This window comes from Streptomyces sp. CLCI03, assembly GCF_053615355.1.
This window is the reverse complement of sequence record NZ_CM132132.1, coordinates 2,835,928-2,853,506: the sequence shown is the minus strand read 5'-3', so window position 1 is coordinate 2,853,506 and position 17,579 is coordinate 2,835,928. Positions and strand designations below refer to the sequence as shown.

Sequence of the window (17,579 nt, the reverse complement as noted above, 5' to 3'; positions counted from 1 at the left end):
GGTACCTTTCAAGCCCGTCCACCGCCCGCATTCCAGGGAGACGGCCCGATGACCACCGGTAGTCGCCAGGACCGTGAACCGGCGGCGCAACAGCCGCCCCAGCCGCCCCAGCCGCCTCAGCCGCAGCGATTCGTCATCAGCTTCGCGGGATTCAACCGCCCCTGGGCGGTGTGGATCGCGCACCGCCTGGAGGAGCACGGCCACCGCGTCGCCCTCCAACGCTGGGACCCACAGAGCAGTCCCGGCATCGACCAGGCCCTCGACGACCTGGCCCGCTCCGGCAGCCGGGTCCTCCTCGTCCTCAGCGAGCGCTACTTCTCCGCGGGCACCCACACCGACGAGCAGTGGAACACAGCCCTGCGCGCCGTCACCAACCGCCACCCCGACCGGTTCGCGGCCGTCTGCCTCACCGACGCCCCGCTGCCCAGCGCCGTCGCCGTACTGGAGAAGACCGACCTGTGGGGCCTGGACGCGTACGAGGCCGAATACCGCGTGCTGCGCCGCCTGGAACTGCCCACCGACCGGATCGGCACCGAGACCGGCCGCCGCGGCCCCCGCTTCCCCAACGACCCGCCCGAGATCTGGGGCCGCGTCCCGCGCCGCAACCCGCGCTTCACCGGCCGCAACGACGTCATCGGCACCCTGCGCGAGGCCCTGGTCGAAGCCCCGCCCGGCGCCTCCACCGTCACCCTCCTCGGGCTCTCCGGCGTCGGCAAGACCCAGGTCGCCACCGAGTACGCCTACCGCTTCGCCTCCGAGTACGACGTGGTGTGGTGGGTCCCCGCCGAGGACCGGCCCACCCTGCGCGAACGCCTCGCCGACCTGGCCCCCGCACTCGGGCTGCCGCGCGGGGCGGGCAGCTACGGGGAGCAGATCCGGGCCGTCCTCGAAGCGCTGCGGCGCGGCAACCCGTACGGCCGCTGGCTGATCGTCTTCGACGGCTGCGACAACCCGGACGACCTGATCGACCTGCTGCCCTCCGGCGCCGGCGACGTCATCATCACCTCCCGCAACCGCGAATGGGCCGCCCGGCACACCAGCCTGGTCGAGGTCCCGCTCTACGCCCGCCCCGAATCGATCACCTTCATCCGGCGCCGGGCCCTGCGCCTGACCGCCGACGAGGCCGACCAGCTCGCCGAGGCCCTGGAGGACTACCCGCTCGCCCTCGACCAGACCGCGGGCTGGCTCGCCGACTCCCCGCTGCCGGTCGGCGACTACCTCGTCCTGCTCCAGCACCGGATGGACTCCCGCGAGGCCGTCACGGTCTCCGAGGACTACCCCCTGCCCTTCCCCACCGCCCTCGCCATACTGCTCAACAACGTCCGGGAGAACTTCCCCGACGCCCTCGCCCTGCTGCGACTGTTCGTCTTCTTCGCCCCCGGCCCGGTGCCGCTGCGCCTGCTGCGCGAATTCCCCGCCGACGACGTGCCCGAACAGCTCGCCGGACTGATCAACGACCAGATCCGGTGGAACGCCGCCCTCAACAAGCTCGTCCAGTTCTCCGTCGTCCGCCTGGAGTACTCCGACCTCGCCGTGGAGGAGGGCGGCGGCGGACTGGAGACCGTCCAACTGCACCGCATGGTCCACGGCATCGTCCGCGAGGACCTCTCCGAGGGCGAGGCCGAACCGCTCGCCCGCGCCGTACGCCAGGTCCTCGCCGCCGCCGACCCCGGCCGGCCCTCCGACGCCCGCCTGTGGCCCCGGTACGCCGAACTCGTCCCGCACCTGGCCACCTCCGGGGTGCTCACCAGCAGCAACCCGCGCATCCAGAACTTCCTGCTGCACTGCCTGCGCTACCTGATCCTCGCCGGCGAATACCGCACCTGCCTGCGGCTCTCCGAGGAGACCGACCTCATCTGGCGGGCCCTGCTCGGAGAGGACCACCCCAAGGTCCGCGAACTCAGCTACCAGTACGGCGAAGCCCTGCGCAACCTCGGCCTGTTCCGGCGCGCCGAGACCCTCACCCGCGCCCGCGCCGACCGGCTCGCCGGGGAACGCGGCGACCGCGACCTGGAAACCCTGCGCGCCACCAGCTCGTACGGCGGGGTCCTGCTGTGCATCGCACGCTTCGAACCGGCCCGCGAGATCTTCGAACACTGCCTGGCCACCTACCGCGAACTCCTCGGCGAGGACGACTCCACCACCCTCGCCGCCCAGAACAACCTGGCCGCCACCTACCGCCTGCTCGGCCGCTACCAGGACGCCTACGACCTCGACCTGGACACCTTGCGCCGCCGCGAACGGGTCCTCAGGACCCACCACATCTCCACCCTCTCCTCCGGGATCGCCTGCGCCATGGGCCTGCGACTGATGGGCCGCTACCACGAGGCCCAGACCCGACAGGAACAAGGCGTGAAGATCAACACCCAGGTGCTGGGCCTCGAACACCCGCAGACCCTGCGCGCCGAGCACAACCTCGGCATGTGCCTGCGCCGCTCCGGTGACATCCCCGGCGCGGGCCTGCGGCTGCGTACCGTCTGGGAGCGGGCCACCCGGGTGTTCGGGGCCGACTACCCGTGGACCCTGATGGTCGCCTCCGACTACGCCACCTACCTCAGGGAGTACGGGGACGTCGGCGAGGCCCGCCGGATCTCCGAGGACGTCGTCCGCGGCTACCAGTCCCAGCTCGGCCTCGCCCACCCGTACAGCATCGGCACGGTCGGCAACCTCGGCCTCGTCCTACGGGCCCAGGGCGAGCGCACGGCCGCCCTCTCCCTCGCCGAGCAGGCACTGGTCGGCATGCGCGGCGCCCTCGGCGACCGGCACCCCTGGACCCTCGGCTGCGCCCTCAACGCCACCGGGCACCGCAACATCACCGGCCGGCTGGAGGACGCCCTGGACCTGAGCCGGGAGACCCTGCGCACCGCCGAGCGGGTCCTGGGCCCGGACCACCCCATGGCCCTGAGCGCCCAGATCGCCCTGGCGGCGGACCTCCGGTCGGTACGGGAGTACGAGGAGGCGGCGAAACACGAGGACGCGGGCATCAAGGGCCTCACCCGCACCCTGGGCCCGCAACACGTCCACACGATCTCGGCGAAGCAGCAGACCAGGCCGTACTGGGACTTCGAACCACAGCCGTAGGGGGCGTACGGAACCCACGCGCGCGGGGCCTTCACCCCCTCGGCCCCACCGCTCCGGGGCGGCGACTGCCCACCCGCCTCCCTCGGTGGCGGGGCGGTGGCCGATGGCCTGCCGGGCGGGGGCCGGGCGGCGGATCCCGAGGCGGGGCCCATCCGCACCGGATTCCGGGTCTGGGCGGCCGAGGCTCCGTCCCGCGGCGGTCGGACGGAGCCGGCGCCGTAGCGGGTGGCCTGGACGCCTCGGATCGCTACGTGCTCCTGCATGACGGCGGCGAACGGCCTTCCGGGGCCGGCGGATGCGGTCGGTCAGGCCGGCTCGACGTTGCCGACCGCGGTGGTGAACTCGCGGCCGGATGCGGCACGGATGTAGGCCAGCTCCATCCAGTGGGGGTCGAGGGAGTCCGACACGTCCTCGTTGATCACGGCCATCAGTGTTCCTTCGGTGCCGGACGCGACATCGCGTACACGGCGGTGCAGCAGGCGATGGGGGACGTATTCGTACCGTTCAGTCACCGGCCGGCTCCTGGAAGGTGGAGACGAAACGCTCCCAGCCGACGCGAGCACGGTCGAGGAGCTCCTGGCTGAGCTCCGGCCACTGGGTCGGCCATGGGCCGGCCGGGGTTTCGTGGCTGCCAAGAGGCGACGTGTCCGCTCGACATGGCGTCATGGGCTCCATGCCCGTGTCCTTCCAGAAGGTCTGTCGGCTGGTCACCGTTCAGCCTGGACGCCCTCCACGGATGCGGAAATGTCCGCCCGTTGTACTTCCGTTGCACTTGTGCCCCCGGGCACGTCCGGGCCGTGCTTCGATTGCGGCAGGAAGGGAGCGGCGCGTGGCGGCAGTGCACCGTTGGAGCGGGCTGGAGGCGCGCGCCCTGCGACTTGCCCTGCGGATGAGCGTTCGATCCTTTGCGTGCCATCTGGGTGTCGGCATCCGGACGATCTCCAAGTGGGAAAAGCTCCTTGCCACGACCGAGCCCCGCCAGGACACCCAGGCGATCTTGGACACCGCGCTGGCCCGCGCGGACGCGGCCACCCATCTCCGCTTCGAGACCTTTCTGTCCGAGGCCGATCGGGTCCCATCCGCCGGCAGGGTCCGTCGGGTCGCCTCCGGTGGGTCGCCGGCCTGGGAGTACGAGTCGTGGACCGACGATCTCGACCGCGCCGCCGTAGCCCTCTCCCGGCAGGACTTCCGGTTCGTAGACAGCCTGATCGGCCGATGGCTCGGACGTTTCAAGCCGACCGCTCTGGACGAACGGGGCCTTTATCTCTTCGCGCGCTCAACTGCCCTGCTCGGGGATCTGCGGCGGGACCAAGGCGCCGTGGTCGGCCCGTTGTCGGCCCAGCCGGTCTATGCCTCGGCGCGGTCCCTGTTCGGGCAGTTGGACATTCCTCGTCGCGTTGCGCAGATCGATCTGTCTCTCGCGGTGGTTGCGGAGATGTCCGGCAATGTGGAGATCGCAGCCCGGCAGTACGAGTCGCTGGCGGTCGATGACCGACTGTCCCGCCGTGACCAGGCCCGAGCCCGGCTGTGGGTGGGGACGGCCTTGAGCAAGGACGGACACCACAGGTATGCCGCCCGCGTCATGCTCGCCGCGACCCGGGAGTTCGAGGAACTCGGCGAACCCGAGGACTGGTCGGTTGCCCATCAGAAACTCGCACTGGCTCACCGCGGGGCCGGCGATCTCACCCATGCCCTGCACTTCATCGGCGTTGCGCGAAGGACTGCGACCACCGACTCGCCGATGCAACGGGTCCGCCTGGAAACCGCCTACGGCCACATCCTGCTGTCCGATCCCGCCACCCGAGATGATGGGTCGGCCATCCTCGACAAGGCCGCCGGCTTGGCCGGACAGTTCGGGCTCAGTCATCAGCTGGCCAGCATCGAGGGCATCAGGGCCATAAGGGAGAAGATCGCGTGACGGACATCCAGCAGGGGATCACCGAGGACCAGTGGCGGCGCGCCGAGCTGATCTGGGACTACCACCAGATGCGCCACGACCTGGTGCCTGTGGACGTCGCGATCGGGTTGGGTAGCCACGACCTCGGAGTTGCCGCGGCCTCTGCCGATCTCTACCGGGCCGGGCTGTTCCCGGTACTCGTGTTCACCGGAGGCAACAGCCCCACCACCCGGGCTCGCTTCCCCCGAGGGGAGGCTGTCCACTTTCGCGAGCATGCTCTGGACCTCGGGGTTCCTGATTCCGCGATTCTCGTCGAGCCGAGCGCCGCCAACACCGGCCAGAACATCACCTTCACTCGCGACCTCCTGGCCGCGAACGGCATCACACCGAAGACCGTGCTGCTCGTCTCCAAGCCCTATATGGAGAGGCGGTCCTTCGCCACTGCGCGCAAGCTCTGGCCCGAGGTGGTGGTTCTCTGTGCTTCGGAGCCGCTTGAGTTGGACGACTACCTCAAGAGCATCGGTGACGAGAAGCTCGTCCTGGACATGCTCGTGGGTGACCTCCAACGGGTGATCGAGTATCCCAAACACGGGTTCGCCATCGCCCAAGACGTTCCGGATGACGTGTACGACGCCTACGAGTCCCTCCTGCGCGACGGGTTCACCAGCCGAGTCATCCGACCTTGATCCTTCGCACCAAGCGTCCGCCACGAGCGGGGCCCGTGCCTACTGCCCGACGATGTGCGGCAGTTCGGTGAGGGAGTCGGTCGACCAGTCCGCGGCGGCCCCGGACCTCGGGGGCGTCTGCCCGTCAGTGACGCGGCGCGCGCAGGCTTGGACATGCCCCGCTCGCCCGACGTGACCACGAAGTGCATGCAGCAGGTCGCCTGGCTTCGATCACGGGTGGTGGATGTGGCTCAACGCTGTTCCTGGTTGCGGACTGTTCGTGGGGCCGCCCGGGAGGCGGGCCGCCACTGCCTGGAGAAGCGTTTCCTCCCCGGCCGGCAGCAAGATTTCGAGTTGTCGCCCGGTGACGTCACACACGATCATCGAACTCTCGGTGATGATCTCGACGTTGGTGCCCGGAGCTCGGAGCCGGACCTTCGAGACGGCACCGTCGGCGGTCGAGATGAAGGCGTCTTCCGACGTCACCGTCAGGTGCGCCCGCCGTCGGCCTCCGCCGGAGTTGCGGAATCGCGCGGCGCAGCGGATGCGGACGGATTCCCCGCGGCTGAGAGCGCCGACGATCTGGGACACGCGCCTCCGGCGCCATCGGTTCCGTGTCCGGCGAATGAGTGGCTCGGCCACGATCGCCATGAGCACGATGGCGGAAAGGGACTCCCACATGCGGCATCTCCTGCGACTCGGTCTCGGCCATGATCAAAATAGTGCTCAGAGCGACTCGGCTCAAGGCAGCCTGTCGCGGTAGGCGCGGTGGTGGGCCGTGAGGCGTTCGGCTTGCTCGTCCATGAGGGACAGCAGCCCGTACGTCTCCGCCGAGTCGCCCCACATCTCGAACGCCGCCTGCTCCTCGTACGGGAGCCGGACGCCCTGCCGGGCCACGTTCGGGCGCGCAGAGAGGTTTCGCCCGGCCGCCGCCCCGGACGGCCGGAAGGCCCGGCCCCCGTGGGGGTCGGGCCTTCCTTACCGCTGGGATCGGGGCGGGTTACGCCTCGAAGACCTCGTTCAGCAGGAGCTGCTGCTCCGCCTGGTGGCGCTTCGCGGAACCCACCGCCGGCGAGGAGCCGTGCGGCCGCGAGATGCGGCGCAGGCGCTCGCCCGCCGGGACGTCCGCGCCGACCGCCAGGTCGAGGTGGTCGATCAGGTTCAGCGCGATGAACGGCCACGCACCCTGGTTCGCCGGCTCCTCCTGGGCCCAGATGTACTTCGCCGCGTTCGGGAACTTGGCGATCTCGGCCTGGAGTTCCGCGCCCGCCAGCGGGTACAGCCGCTCGATGCGGATGATCGCGGTGTCCGTGATGCCGCGCTTCTCGCGCTCGGCCTCCAGGTCGTAGTAGACCTTGCCGGCGCAGAAGACGACCTTGCGGACCGCGTTCGCGTCCACCGTGCTGTCGCCGATGACCGGACGGAACGAACCGGTCGTGAACTCCTCCGCCTTCGACGCCGCCGCCTTCAGACGCAGCATCGACTTCGGGGTGAAGACGATGAGCGGCTTGTGGTGCGGGTTGTGGACCTGCCAGCGCAGCAGGTGGAAGTAGTTCGACGGCAGGGTGGGCATGGCCACCGTCATGTTGTCCTGCGCGCACATCTGGAGGAAGCGCTCGGGACGCGCGGACGAGTGGTCCGGGCCCTGGCCCTCGTAGCCGTGCGGGAGGAGCAGCGTGACGCCGGAGGTCTGGCCCCACTTCTGCTCGGCCGAGGAGATGAACTCGTCGACGACGGTCTGCGCGCCGTTGACGAAGTCACCGAACTGGGCCTCCCAGAGGACCAGCGCGTCCGGACGGGCCAGCGAGTAGCCGTACTCGAAGCCCATGGCCGCGTACTCGGAGAGCAGCGAGTCGTAGACGTTGTAGCGGGCCTGGTCGTCCGACAGGTAGAGCAGCGGGGTGTAGTCCTCGCCCGTCTCCCGGTCGATGAGGACCGCGTGGCGCTGGCCGAAGGTGCCGCGGCGCGAGTCCTGGCCGGACAGCCGGACCGGGGTGCCCTCCATCAGCAGCGAGCCGAAGGCGAGGGTCTCGCCCATGCCCCAGTCGATGGTGCCCTCGTCGATCATCGCCGCGCGACGCTGCAGCTGCGGCAGCAGACGCGGGTGGACGGTGACGCCCTCGGGGATGGTGACCTGGGACTCGGCGATCCGCTTGACGACGTCCTGCGAGATCGCGGTGTTGACGGCGACCGGGAAGTCGGGCTGCGGGGTCGGGGACGGCGCCGCGGCGGCGGGCTGCGTGGCGGCCTCGCGGACCTCCGCGAAGACCTTCTCCAGCTGGCCCTGGAAGTCCTGGAGCGCCTGCTCGGCCTCTTCCAGCGTGATGTCGCCACGACCGATGAGGGACTCGGTGTAGAGCTTGCGCACCGAGCGCTTCTTGTCGATCAGGTCGTACATCAGCGGCTGCGTGAACGCCGGGTTGTCGGACTCGTTGTGGCCGCGACGGCGGTAGCAGATGAGGTCGATGACCACGTCCTTGTTGAACGCCTGGCGGAACTCGAAGGCCAGACGGGCAACGCGGACGACGGCCTCGGGGTCGTCGCCGTTCACGTGGAAGATCGGCGCCTCGATCATGCGGGCCACGTCGGTCGCGTACATCGAGGAACGCGAGGACTCCGGGGCGGCGGTGAAGCCGACCTGGTTGTTGATGACCACGTGCACGGTGCCGCCGGTGCGGTAGCCGCGCAGCTGCGACATGTTCAGCGTCTCGGCGACGACGCCCTGGCCGGCGAAGGCCGCGTCGCCGTGGAGCGCGAGCGGGAGGACCGTGAAGTCCGTGCCGCCCTTGTTGATGACGTCCTGCTTGGCGCGGGCGACACCCTCCAGGACCGGGTCGACGGCCTCCAGGTGCGAGGGGTTCGCGACGAGCGAGACCTTGATCTGCTCGCCGTCCAGGCCGGTGAAGGTGCCCTCGGCGCCCAGGTGGTACTTGACGTCGCCGGAGCCGTGCATGGACTTCGGGTCGAGGTTGCCCTCGAACTCGCGGAAGATCTGCGCGTACGACTTGCCGACGATGTTCGCCAGGACGTTCAGGCGGCCACGGTGGGCCATGCCGATGACGACCTCTTCGAGGCGGGCCTCGGCGGCCGAGTCGATGACGGCGTCGAGCAGCGGGATGACGGACTCGCCGCCCTCCAGGGAGAACCGCTTCTGGCCGACGTACTTCGTCTGCAGGAAGGTCTCGAAGGCCTCCGCCGCGTTCAGGCGGCGCAGGATGCGCAGCTGCTCCTCGCGCTCCGGCTTGGAGTGCGGGCGCTCGATGCGGTCCTGGATCCAGCGGCGCTGCTTCGGGTCCTGGATGTGCATGAACTCGACGCCGGTGGTGCGGCAGTACGAGTCGCGCAGCACGCCGAGGATGTCGCGGAGCTTCATCATCGACTTGCCGGAGAAGCCGCCGACCGCGAACTCGCGCTCCAGGTCCCACAGGGTGAGGCCGTGCTCGGTGATGTCGAGGTCGGGGTGCTTGCGCTGCTTGTACTCCAGCGGGTCGGTGTCGGCCATGACGTGGCCGCGGACCCGGTAGGAGTGGATCAGCTCGAAGACGCGGGCGGCCTTCGTGACGTCGTCGTCGTGCGAGGCGTCGATGTCCCGGTTCCAGCGGACGGGCTCGTACGGGATGCGCAGCGACTCGAAGACGGCGTCGTAGAAGCCGTCCTCGCCGAGCAGCAGGTTCGCGACGATGCGCAGGAACTCGCCGGAGGCCGCACCCTGGATGACCCGGTGGTCGTAGGTCGAGGTCAGGGTCATGACCTTGGAGATGCCCAGCTTGTTCAGGGTGTCCTGCGAGGTGCCCTGGAACTCGGCGGGGTAGTCCATGGAGCCGACGCCCATGATGACCGACTGTCCGGGCATCAGGCGGGGCACGGAGTGCACGGTGCCCAGGCCGCCGGGGTTGGTCAGCGAGACGGTGACGCCGGTGAAGTCGTCCATCGTCAGCTTGCCGACACGGGCGCGGCGGACGATGTCCTCGTAGGCCTGCCAGAACTCGAAGAAGTTGAGGGTCTCGGCCTTCTTGATGCCGGCGACGACGAGCTGGCGGTCACCGTTGGGCTTCACCAGGTCGATCGCGAGACCGAAGTTGATGTGCTCCGGCTTGACCAGGGTCGGCTTGCCGTCCTTCTCCGCGAAGGAGTGGTTCATGGCCGGCATGGCCTTGATCGCCTGCACCATCGCGTAGCCGATCAGGTGCGTGAAGGAGATCTTCCCGCCCCGGGCGCGCTTCAGGTGGTTGTTGATCACGATGCGGTTGTCGAACAGCAGCTTCACCGGGACGGCGCGGACGGAGGTGGCCGTCGGCACGTCGAGGGAGGCGTTCATGTTCTTGGCGACAGCCGCCGCCGGGCCGCGGAGCGTCACCAGCTCGGGGCCCGCGGGGGCCTCGGTGGCGGGCGCGGCCTTCTGGGGGGCTACGGAGGAGGGGGCGGGCGCGGCCGGTGCGGCGGCCGGGGCCTGGGAGGTGACAGTCACAGCAGGGGCACCAGAGGGGGTGGCAGGAGCAGGGGCAGGAGCTGACACGGGCGCAGCGGCTGGCGCGGCGGCTGCCGCTCCAGTGGAGCCGGTGCTCGCGGCGGGTGTCGGGGCAGGGGCTGCGGCGCGCGCCGCCCCCGTGGCGGCGGCGTCGGTGACCTGCGGCGCCGCGGTGACGGTGGTGGCGGCCTGTGCGGAGGCGCCGTCCGTCGTCGCGGGCTTCTCGGGACCGTCCGACTTCACCGGAGCGACAGCGCCCCCCGGCTTGTAGTCGGCGAAGAAGTCCCACCAGGCCCGGTCGACCGAGTTCGGATCCTGGAGGTACTGCTGATAGATCTCGTCGACGAGCCACTCATTGGCACCGAAGCCTGAGGCAGGGTTCTTCCCGCCCTCTGCTGCTTCGGTCGTGGTGCTCGAGTTACTGGGGGACTGTGGCGACACGGCGGCAACCGCCCTCTTCCGCTTCACAAGGTATGGACAGCGGGAATAAAGGCTACGCCTCCTCGGGCGCTGCATGCAGGCCGGGCGGGACTTACGTCGCGCAGGTCACATCGAACGGCGGGTTTCGGCACGTGGAATGGCGGGAAACGAGCCTGGTTCGGGTAGGCGGCACCGAGGTTGCGGCCCCCATGGCTTCGCACCCCTGACGGACCCCGGGTACGTGTGGCCGAGATCATGTCCTTCCCACTCGAACCCTACGTCAACACGGCGCCTACGAGCTGCCCGGAAGCGTGACGAGGATGCGGCAGCCGCGTGACGATTCGGCCACTCCGATCCGGCCCCCGTGCAGCTCCACGGCCCAGCGGGCGATCGCCAGGCCCAATCCGGTCCCTCCGTCGCCGCCGCGCGCGCTGCCCCGGTTGAACCGCTCGAAGACGCGGTGGCGCTCCGCCTCGGGGATGCCGGGACCCTCGTCCCGTACCTCCAGCACCAGGCTTCCGGGTGCGTCGCCGGTCCGGGCGCGGACCGTGACCCGGCCGTGCGGAGGGCTGTGCTTGACCGCGTTGTCGATCAGATTTGCCACCACCTGGTGCAGCCGCTCGGCGTCCGCGTGCGCCCACAGCTCGGGCGGGAAGACGTCCAGGTGCAGGTGCACGTCGTTGCGGGTGTGCCCGCCCGAACCGGAGAGCAGCCCCGGCCGGCCGGCGGCCGCCAGTCGCGATTCCTTCAGCACGCCCGACAGGTACGGCCACACCTCGAAGCGGCGGGCGCGCAGCGGGACCACGCCGTTGTCCACCCGGGACAGGTCCAGCAGGGTCTCCACGAGCCCGCCGAGCCGCTCGGTCTGCTTCAGCATCGTGCGCATGGTCTCCGGATCGGCGGCCGAGACCCCGTCCACGACGTTCTCCAGCACCGCCCGCAGCGCCGCGATCGGCGTGCGCAGCTCGTGCGAGACATTGGCGACGAGCTCCTTGCGGTGCCGGTCCACGGCCTCCAGGTCGTCCGCCATCAGGTTGATGGTGGAGGCCAGGTCGCCGAGCTCGTCGCGGCGACCCGCCCCGCGTACCCGCCGGGTGAAGTCGCCGTGGGATATCGCCCGGGCCACCCGCGTCATGTCGTCCAGCGGCGCCGTCAGGCTGTGCGCCACGAACTGGGTGATCAGCATCGAGGCGATCACCGAGAAGACGGTGATGAAGCGCAGCTCGGTGTCGGTGCGCAGGGCCACCAGCAGCAGGCCCGTGGTGATGAAGACCGAGACCACCACGAGCGTGCCGAGCTTGGTCTTGATCGAGAAGGGTGAGAAGGGCCGCAGCCCCGCCGGAGGCCGTTGCCGCGGGCGCAGCCGGTTCGGCGGGCCGCTCACGTCTGGGCCGGGGTCTCCAGGGCGTACCCGACGCCGTGGACCGTACGGATCCGCTCCGCGCCGATCTTGCGGCGCAGGGCCTTGATGTGGCTGTCGACGGTACGGGTCCCGGACGCGTCGGCCCAGTCCCACACCTCGGCCAGCAGCTGCTCGCGGGAGAGCACCGCCCGCGGGGTGCCGGCCAGGCACACCAGCAGGTCGAACTCGGTCGGGGTCAGGTGCACGTCCTCGGTGTGCACCCGGACCCGGCGCTGCGCGTGGTCGATCTCCAGATCGCCCAGGCGCAGGGTGGCCCCGCGCGGGGTGTGCGCGGCCATGGTGGCCCGCTCCACGCGCCGCAGCAGGACGTGGACCCGGGCGGCCAGCTCGCGCATCGAGAACGGTTTGGTCATGTAGTCGTCCGCGCCGACCCCGAGCCCGACCAGCAGGTCGGTCTCGTCGTCGCGGGCGGTGAGCATGAGGACCGGCACGGGCCGCTGGGCCTGGACCCGGCGGCAGACCTCCAGGCCGTCGAAGCCGGGCAGCATGATGTCGAGGACCAGCAGCTCGGGCAGCCAGCTCTCGGCCGCCGTGACGGCCGAGGGGCCGTCGCCGGCGGTCTGCACCTGGAAGCCCTCGGCGCGCAGGCGGGCCGCGATGGCCTCGGCGATGGTGTGGTCGTCCTCGACGACCAGCACACGCCGCTGGGCGCCGGGTGTCGCCGCGGCGCCCTGATGGGTGGTGTGTGTCTGTTCCATGTCCGCCCCTGAAGATCCCGCGTGAATGGGGTGCAGCGTAGAGGAGGCGTCGGCCTGCGGCTACGTGGGGTTCGGACATGGCATATGTGCTTGACCACAGTAAACGGAATCTGACGTACCGGGTGCCGGTCCCCCCACGGGACCGACACCCGGCGGGCGAGACCGGTCAGGTGCCTCGCCGTTGCTGCCCTCCGAGGGGCGTTCGGGGGGTGCCCACGGGCACCTACAGGGTCAGGCCGTGACCGTGCGGGAAGACCGGGTCGAGCGTGTCGTTCGGCACATCCGGACGGGAGGCCTCGACGGCCTTCATCGAGCGCGGGAGCTCGAAGGGGAGTCGGCCCTCGGGGGTGGCGCGGCCGAAGGCCACGTCCAGCAGTGCGGCGTCGCCGGCGCCGTAGTCGGCGATCAGGGCCGCCGCGCGCTCGGCGATCTCCGGGATGACGGCGGCCCGCTCCAGGTTGATGCAGACCAGGGTCGGGACCCGGTCCAGGAGGGCCAGGATCTCCGCCAGCTCGGGCTCGGGGAAGGCCAGCGAACCCGAGTGGAAGTACGACTCGAAGATGTTCTCGCGCGGCTCGTACGGGGTCCGCAGCCGCAGGACGGCCAGGTCCGCGTCGGCCGGGTCGGCGACGACCTCGCCGTACCCGGCGGCCACGGACGCGTCCACGTTCCGCACGTACAGCTTCGGGCCCGTGGCGAGCGGGAGCAGGCCGTCCGGGTTGGTCAGGACGGTGAGGGAGCGACGCTGGGCGGCGGCCCCCAGAGCCGTGAAATCGGCCCGGCCGACGATCTCGGCCGCCGCGTCCGGGTCCACGTACGGGTCCTCGAACAGGCCGAGCGTGAACTTCTCCCGCAGCAGGCGGCGCACCGAGTCGTCGATCCGGGACTCGGCGACGCGGCCCGAGCGGACCAGCTCCACCACGACCTCGGGGCACTGCTCGCCGCCGAACTGGTCGCAGCCGGCATCCAGGGCGCGGGCCGCCCGCTCGGCCACGCCCAGGTGCTCCAGGCCCCAGGCGCGCGCCGGGTGCACCTGCCCGAAGATCGTCGCGTCGTTCAGCAGCCCCCAGTCGCTGCAGACGATGCCCTCGAAGCCCAGCTCCTCCCGGAGCAGGCCGGTGACCACGCCCCTGTTGAAGCCGAAGCCGACCTCCTCCCAGTCCGTGCCCATCGGCTGCCCGTAGTACGGCATCATCTGCGCGCATCCGGCGGCGACGGCCGCCTTGAACGGCTCCAGGTGGTGCTCGCGCATGCCGCCCGGATAGACCTGCTCCTTGCCGTGCGCGAAGTGCGGGTCCTCGCCGTCCTTCTGCGGGCCGCCGCCGGGGAAGTGCTTGACCATCGCCGACACCGACCCGGGGCCGAGGGTCGCGCCCTGCAGGCCGCGTACGTACGCCGCCACGAGCTCGCCGGTCAGCCGCGCGTCGGAGCCGAAGGTGCCGGACTGGCGGGCCCAGCGGGGCTCGCTGGCCAGGTCGATCTGCGGGTGCAGGGCGACGCGGAAGCCGACGGCGAGGTACTCGCGGCGGACGGGGTCGGCGAACCGGTGGACGAGCTCGGCATCCCCGATGGCGGCCAGGCCCAGGGCCTCCGGCCAGGCGGAGAAGGCGCCGGCGTTGAAGGAGGCGCCGACGTTGTCGGTGAAGGTGTGGCGCGGGTCGGTGGAGAGGGTGACCGGGATGCCGAGCCGGGTGGCCGCGGCCATCTCCTGGACGGCGTTCTGCCACCGGGCCATCTCGCGGGGCCCGTAGGTGCCGAGCAGGTTGAAGTGGGTGAGGAAGCGGTCCTCGATCAGCTCGGGCGTGGTGAAGGGGAGCATCGAGCCGTCGGTCTCGGTGACCGGGGTGCCGTCCGCGTTCATCATCAGCATCGAGTGGAAGAGCTGACCGGCCTTCTCCTCCAGGGTCATCCGGGAGAGCAGGTCCTCCACGCGGCGCCCGACGGGCAGCGCAGCGTCTCTGTATGCGGGCGTCGCGTTCATGGCGGGGCTCCTGGTGCGCGTGACCGGGCGGATCGGCACGGCCACGGTAGAGCTGAAAACCATGCACCTGCTAGGTTTTTGAAAAGTGAGCCGGGTCACACGGATCGAGTGGCTCGAAAAGGACCGCGGCCGGCGAGACGCCCTGCCGCCCGGACACCGCGAGCCCGCCCCGACCGACAGGACACGCCCTAGGGTGTCGGCATGGCACAGGACACGGGGCGGACGGAGCGCAAGGCCACCAAGGGCGCGGCCCGCGGGACCTACGCGGTCGGCGACGCCCGGCGGCAGAAGATCCTCGACACCGCCGTCGAGCACTTCGCGCAGTGGGGCTTCAACGCGTCCTCGCTCACCCGCATCGCCGCCGACTGCGGGATCACCCAGGGCGGACTGCTGCACCACTTCCGCGGCAAGGAGGACCTGCTGCTGTCGGTCCTCGCCCAGAGCGAACGGCGCGACGTGGAGCGGCTCTTCAACGAGCCCGCGGCCTCGGTCGCCGCCCACTTCGCCACCGTCGTGGACCTCGCCGCCGACAACGAACGGCGGCCCGGCATCGTCCGGATGTTCAACACCCTGGTCGGCGAGTCCGGCAACCCGGAGCACCCGGCACACGCCTACTTCACCCGGCGCTACGCCCGGGTCCTCGCCTACACCGTCGACCTGCTGGAGGCGGGCGTCGCACACGGCGAACTGCGCCCCGACACCGACTGCGAGGCCGTCGGCCGGGAGATCCTCGCCGTCATGGACGGCCTGCAGATCCAGTGGGTGCTGACGCCCGACAGCGTGGACATGCCGGCCCGGCTGCGCGGATTCCTGGACCGGCTGCTGCGGGACATCTCGGCGCCCCAGGGGGTGTCCGGAAAGTAGCGCCGGACGCCGCGGGGCAGGCGGGACTTTGCGGACACGCCCTAAGGGCTTGCGTCGCCGCCCGTGAACGGGGGCAGCGCGTCCAGCACCTTCGTCAGGGGATCCGGCAGGGACCCCTGGTCACTCGCCACCTCGTGGCCGTCGTGCACGAAGGTGTAGTAGAAGCCGTCGTAGATGGTGGGTCCGCCCGTCGCGATCCGGGGCAGCCGGGCGAAGTCGGCCTCCCGCAGGGCCGTGCGCAGGCCCGCGAGCTCCGCCGCGGACTGCCTTCCGGTGCCGGTCGGCCGCGCCTTCGCGTCCAGCCGGGTCCAGGAGCCGTCGCCCTTGACGACGAGCGTGTGGGTCTGCCCGGCGAAGCCGCCGGTCCGGGTGACCCGGACCAGGGTCTCGCCGGGGGCGGGGACCCGACCGTCCGCGGGGCCCGTACTCGGGCCGGCCGTCGCGCCCGTACCGGGGCTCGTGCCGGGGCTCGTACGCGCGCCGGAACTCGGGTCCGCGGACGCGCTCGCGCTCGTGCCCGGCTCCGTGGAGGCCTTCGGGGGCGCGTCGTCGCCGCCTCCGGGGCCCGCGGGCCCGCAGCCCACCAGGACCACCGTGCTCAGCACCGCCACCGCGGCCGCTCGTAACGCGTGCACACCCACCTCCGCCGGGACTCGGGTCCAACCCCGAGTATGGAGTCCGCACCCCCGTTCCGACACCCGTCACGACCGCACGCGGAGGCCGACATCAGCCGGATCGCCCCCTGGCGCCTGCTCCCGCCGCTGCTGGCCGTGGTCCTCGGCCTGTGGGGCCTGGAGCGCGGCGGCAGCATGTGGCGCGACGAGTCCGTCACCTGGCAGGTGGCCCACCGGCCGCTCGACCGGATCGTGGAGCTGCTGGGCCAGGTCGACGCAGTCCACGGCCTGCACTACCTGCTCATGCACGGGCTGTTCCAGGTGTGGGACGGCGGCCTGTGGGCGCTGCGCCTGCCCTCCGTCGCCGCCACCGCCCTCGCCGCCGCCGGGGTGGCCGCCGTCGCCCACCGGCTCGCGGGGGAGCGGGAGGCACTGCTCGCGGGCTGCGTGTACGCCGTACTGCCGCCCGTGCAGATGTACGCCCAGGAAGGGCGCTCGTACGCCCTGGTCGCGGCCGCCGTGGTCTGGGCGACCTACCTGATGCTGCGCGAGCGGTGGCCGGCCTACACGGTGGTGCTGCTGATCGGCTGCTGGCTGCACGAGTTCGCCGCGCTGGCCCTGCTCGCCCACGCCATCACCGCGTGGCGCAAGCCCGGCTGGCGGCGCGGCGCCGCGGTCGTGGCGGTGCTGCTGCTGCCGCTGGCCGTGGTGAGCGCCCGGCAGGCCGAGCAACAGCTGGGCTGGCTCGGGCGGCCGAGCTGGCAGGACTGGGTGGCGTACGGGGTGGTGGGCTGCGCCGCCCTGCTCCTCGCGCGGGGCGTTCCGGGCGACCTCGTACGGGTGGCGCTCCCGCTCGTCCTGTTGCCGCCCGGGCTGCTGATGGTGATCTCGCTGGTCAACCCCTGGTACGTCGACCGGTACGTGATCTACGCGCTGGCCGGGTTCGCCCTGCTGGTCGGGGTCCGGCTCGCACGGGCCCGCGGGTGGTGGCCGTGGCTCCTGGCCGGCGCGCTCCTGGTGCCCTTCGGCCTCTGGTCGGTGTGGCTGCGCACACCGGAGAGCCGCAAGGACGACGTGCTCGCGGTGGCCGCCGCGGTCCGGGAGCGGGCGCGGCCCGGCGACGCGGTGGTGTTCATGCCCTCGCGCAGGCGCGAATGGCTGCTGTCCTCGCCCGAGCTGTACGGGGAGCTGCGCGACGTGGCCCTGGACCGCACCCCGGTGGCCTCGCCCAGCCTCCAGGGCACCGAACTGCCCCCGGACCGGATCCGCGCGGCACTGCTGGCCTCGCCCCGGGTGATCGCCCTGCTGGACCCGGAAGGCCAACCGCTGGACCCGTACCCGCGGGAGGCCGCCAAGCGGGCGGAGCTGGCCGCGAACTTCGACCTGTGCTCGGTGACCGGGGTGCGCGGGGCCCGGGTGGCGGTCTACGCCCGGCCGGGCGGCTGCGGCTGACCCGGCGGGGCCGCCC

General features: G+C 71.3%; 13 protein-coding genes. 5 read left to right on the top strand and 8 right to left on the bottom strand.

Annotated elements, in window-relative coordinates:
- Positions 1-48 precede the first annotated feature (48 nt).
- The gene (fxsT, locus tag ACWG52_RS12780; protein WP_453128720.1) at positions 49-3,081 is read left to right on the top strand and encodes an FxSxx-COOH system tetratricopeptide repeat protein; all 3,033 of its coding nucleotides are present in this window, start codon (positions 49-51) and stop codon (positions 3,079-3,081) included.
- 305 nt (positions 3,082-3,386) lie between these two features.
- Here the strand turns inward: fxsT and ACWG52_RS12775 are convergent, their stop codons facing one another.
- Positions 3,387-3,593: a hypothetical protein gene (locus ACWG52_RS12775; protein WP_389805816.1), complete on the bottom strand. Its 207-nt coding sequence runs from the start codon at positions 3,591-3,593 to the stop codon at positions 3,387-3,389.
- A gap of 317 nt (positions 3,594-3,910) precedes the next feature.
- Between ACWG52_RS12775 and ACWG52_RS12770 the strand changes: the two genes are divergently transcribed.
- A complete protein-coding gene (locus ACWG52_RS12770; protein WP_390166254.1) occupies positions 3,911-4,999 on the top strand; it encodes a helix-turn-helix domain-containing protein in 1,089 nt (362 codons plus the stop codon).
- On the top strand, positions 4,996-5,664 hold the full coding sequence (locus tag ACWG52_RS12765; protein WP_390166256.1) for a YdcF family protein: 669 nt from the start codon (positions 4,996-4,998) through the stop codon (positions 5,662-5,664). Before ACWG52_RS12770 ends, ACWG52_RS12765 begins: the two co-directional genes overlap by 4 nt.
- Before the next feature lie 210 nt (positions 5,665-5,874).
- On the opposite strand, the gene ACWG52_RS12760 is transcribed toward ACWG52_RS12765, so the two are convergent.
- The 6 genes from ACWG52_RS12760 to ACWG52_RS12735 all read right to left on the bottom strand — a co-directional run bounded on the left by ACWG52_RS12760 (position 5,875) and on the right by ACWG52_RS12735 (position 14,633).
- The gene (locus tag ACWG52_RS12760; RefSeq protein WP_453128718.1) at positions 5,875-6,324 is read right to left on the bottom strand and encodes a hypothetical protein; all 450 of its coding nucleotides are present in this window, start codon (positions 6,322-6,324) and stop codon (positions 5,875-5,877) included.
- Between the two features lie 60 nt (positions 6,325-6,384).
- The gene (locus tag ACWG52_RS12755) at positions 6,385-6,540 is read right to left on the bottom strand and encodes a hypothetical protein (RefSeq protein ID WP_389805806.1); all 156 of its coding nucleotides are present in this window, start codon (positions 6,538-6,540) and stop codon (positions 6,385-6,387) included.
- Positions 6,541-6,643: 103 nt separating this feature from the next.
- The gene (locus tag ACWG52_RS12750; protein WP_390137959.1) at positions 6,644-10,552 is read right to left on the bottom strand and encodes a multifunctional oxoglutarate decarboxylase/oxoglutarate dehydrogenase thiamine pyrophosphate-binding subunit/dihydrolipoyllysine-residue succinyltransferase subunit; all 3,909 of its coding nucleotides are present in this window, start codon (positions 10,550-10,552) and stop codon (positions 6,644-6,646) included.
- Between the two features lie 271 nt (positions 10,553-10,823).
- Positions 10,824-11,894: a HAMP domain-containing sensor histidine kinase gene (locus ACWG52_RS12745; protein WP_033219085.1), complete on the bottom strand. Its 1,071-nt coding sequence runs from the start codon at positions 11,892-11,894 to the stop codon at positions 10,824-10,826.
- Between the two features lie 17 nt (positions 11,895-11,911).
- Complete coding sequence (locus ACWG52_RS12740; RefSeq protein ID WP_030730938.1) at positions 11,912-12,652, bottom strand: response regulator transcription factor; 741 nt, start codon at positions 12,650-12,652, stop codon at positions 11,912-11,914.
- Between the two features lie 223 nt (positions 12,653-12,875).
- Entirely contained in the window at positions 12,876-14,633 is a 1,758-nt protein-coding gene (locus ACWG52_RS12735; RefSeq protein WP_453128715.1) for a glycoside hydrolase family 3 protein, read from the bottom strand.
- 201 nt (positions 14,634-14,834) lie between these two features.
- Between ACWG52_RS12735 and ACWG52_RS12730 the strand changes: the two genes are divergently transcribed.
- On the top strand, positions 14,835-15,497 hold the full coding sequence (locus ACWG52_RS12730) for a TetR/AcrR family transcriptional regulator (protein ID WP_390137964.1): 663 nt from the start codon (positions 14,835-14,837) through the stop codon (positions 15,495-15,497).
- Positions 15,498-15,538: 41 nt separating this feature from the next.
- Here ACWG52_RS12730 and ACWG52_RS12725 read toward each other — a convergent pair whose 3' ends face one another.
- Positions 15,539-16,132 carry a hypothetical protein gene (locus ACWG52_RS12725; RefSeq protein WP_390137966.1) on the bottom strand — a complete coding sequence of 198 codons (594 nt, stop codon included), beginning with the start codon at positions 16,130-16,132 and terminating at the stop codon, positions 15,539-15,541.
- 36 nt (positions 16,133-16,168) lie between these two features.
- Between ACWG52_RS12725 and ACWG52_RS12720 the strand changes: the two genes are divergently transcribed.
- Complete coding sequence (locus tag ACWG52_RS12720; protein ID WP_390166262.1) at positions 16,169-17,563, top strand: hypothetical protein; 1,395 nt, start codon at positions 16,169-16,171, stop codon at positions 17,561-17,563.
- The last annotated feature ends 16 nt before the right edge of the window (positions 17,564-17,579 follow it).

What these genes read in the sequence shown, in the direction of transcription:
- fxsT (WP_453128720.1), top strand. Translation starts at nt 49, where the DNA reads ATGACCACCGGTAGTCGCCAGGACCGTGAACCGGCGGCGCAACAGCCG.
- ACWG52_RS12760 (WP_453128718.1), bottom strand. Translation starts at nt 6,324, where the DNA reads ATGTGGGAGTCCCTTTCCGCCATCGTGCTCATGGCGATCGTGGCCGAG.
- ACWG52_RS12740 (WP_030730938.1), bottom strand. Translation starts at nt 12,652, where the DNA reads ATGGAACAGACACACACCACCCATCAGGGCGCCGCGGCGACACCCGGC.
- ACWG52_RS12735 (WP_453128715.1), bottom strand. Translation starts at nt 14,633, where the DNA reads ATGAACGCGACGCCCGCATACAGAGACGCTGCGCTGCCCGTCGGGCGC.
- ACWG52_RS12730 (WP_390137964.1), top strand. Translation starts at nt 14,835, where the DNA reads ATGGCACAGGACACGGGGCGGACGGAGCGCAAGGCCACCAAGGGCGCG.
- ACWG52_RS12720 (WP_390166262.1), top strand. Translation starts at nt 16,169, where the DNA reads ATGGAGTCCGCACCCCCGTTCCGACACCCGTCACGACCGCACGCGGAG.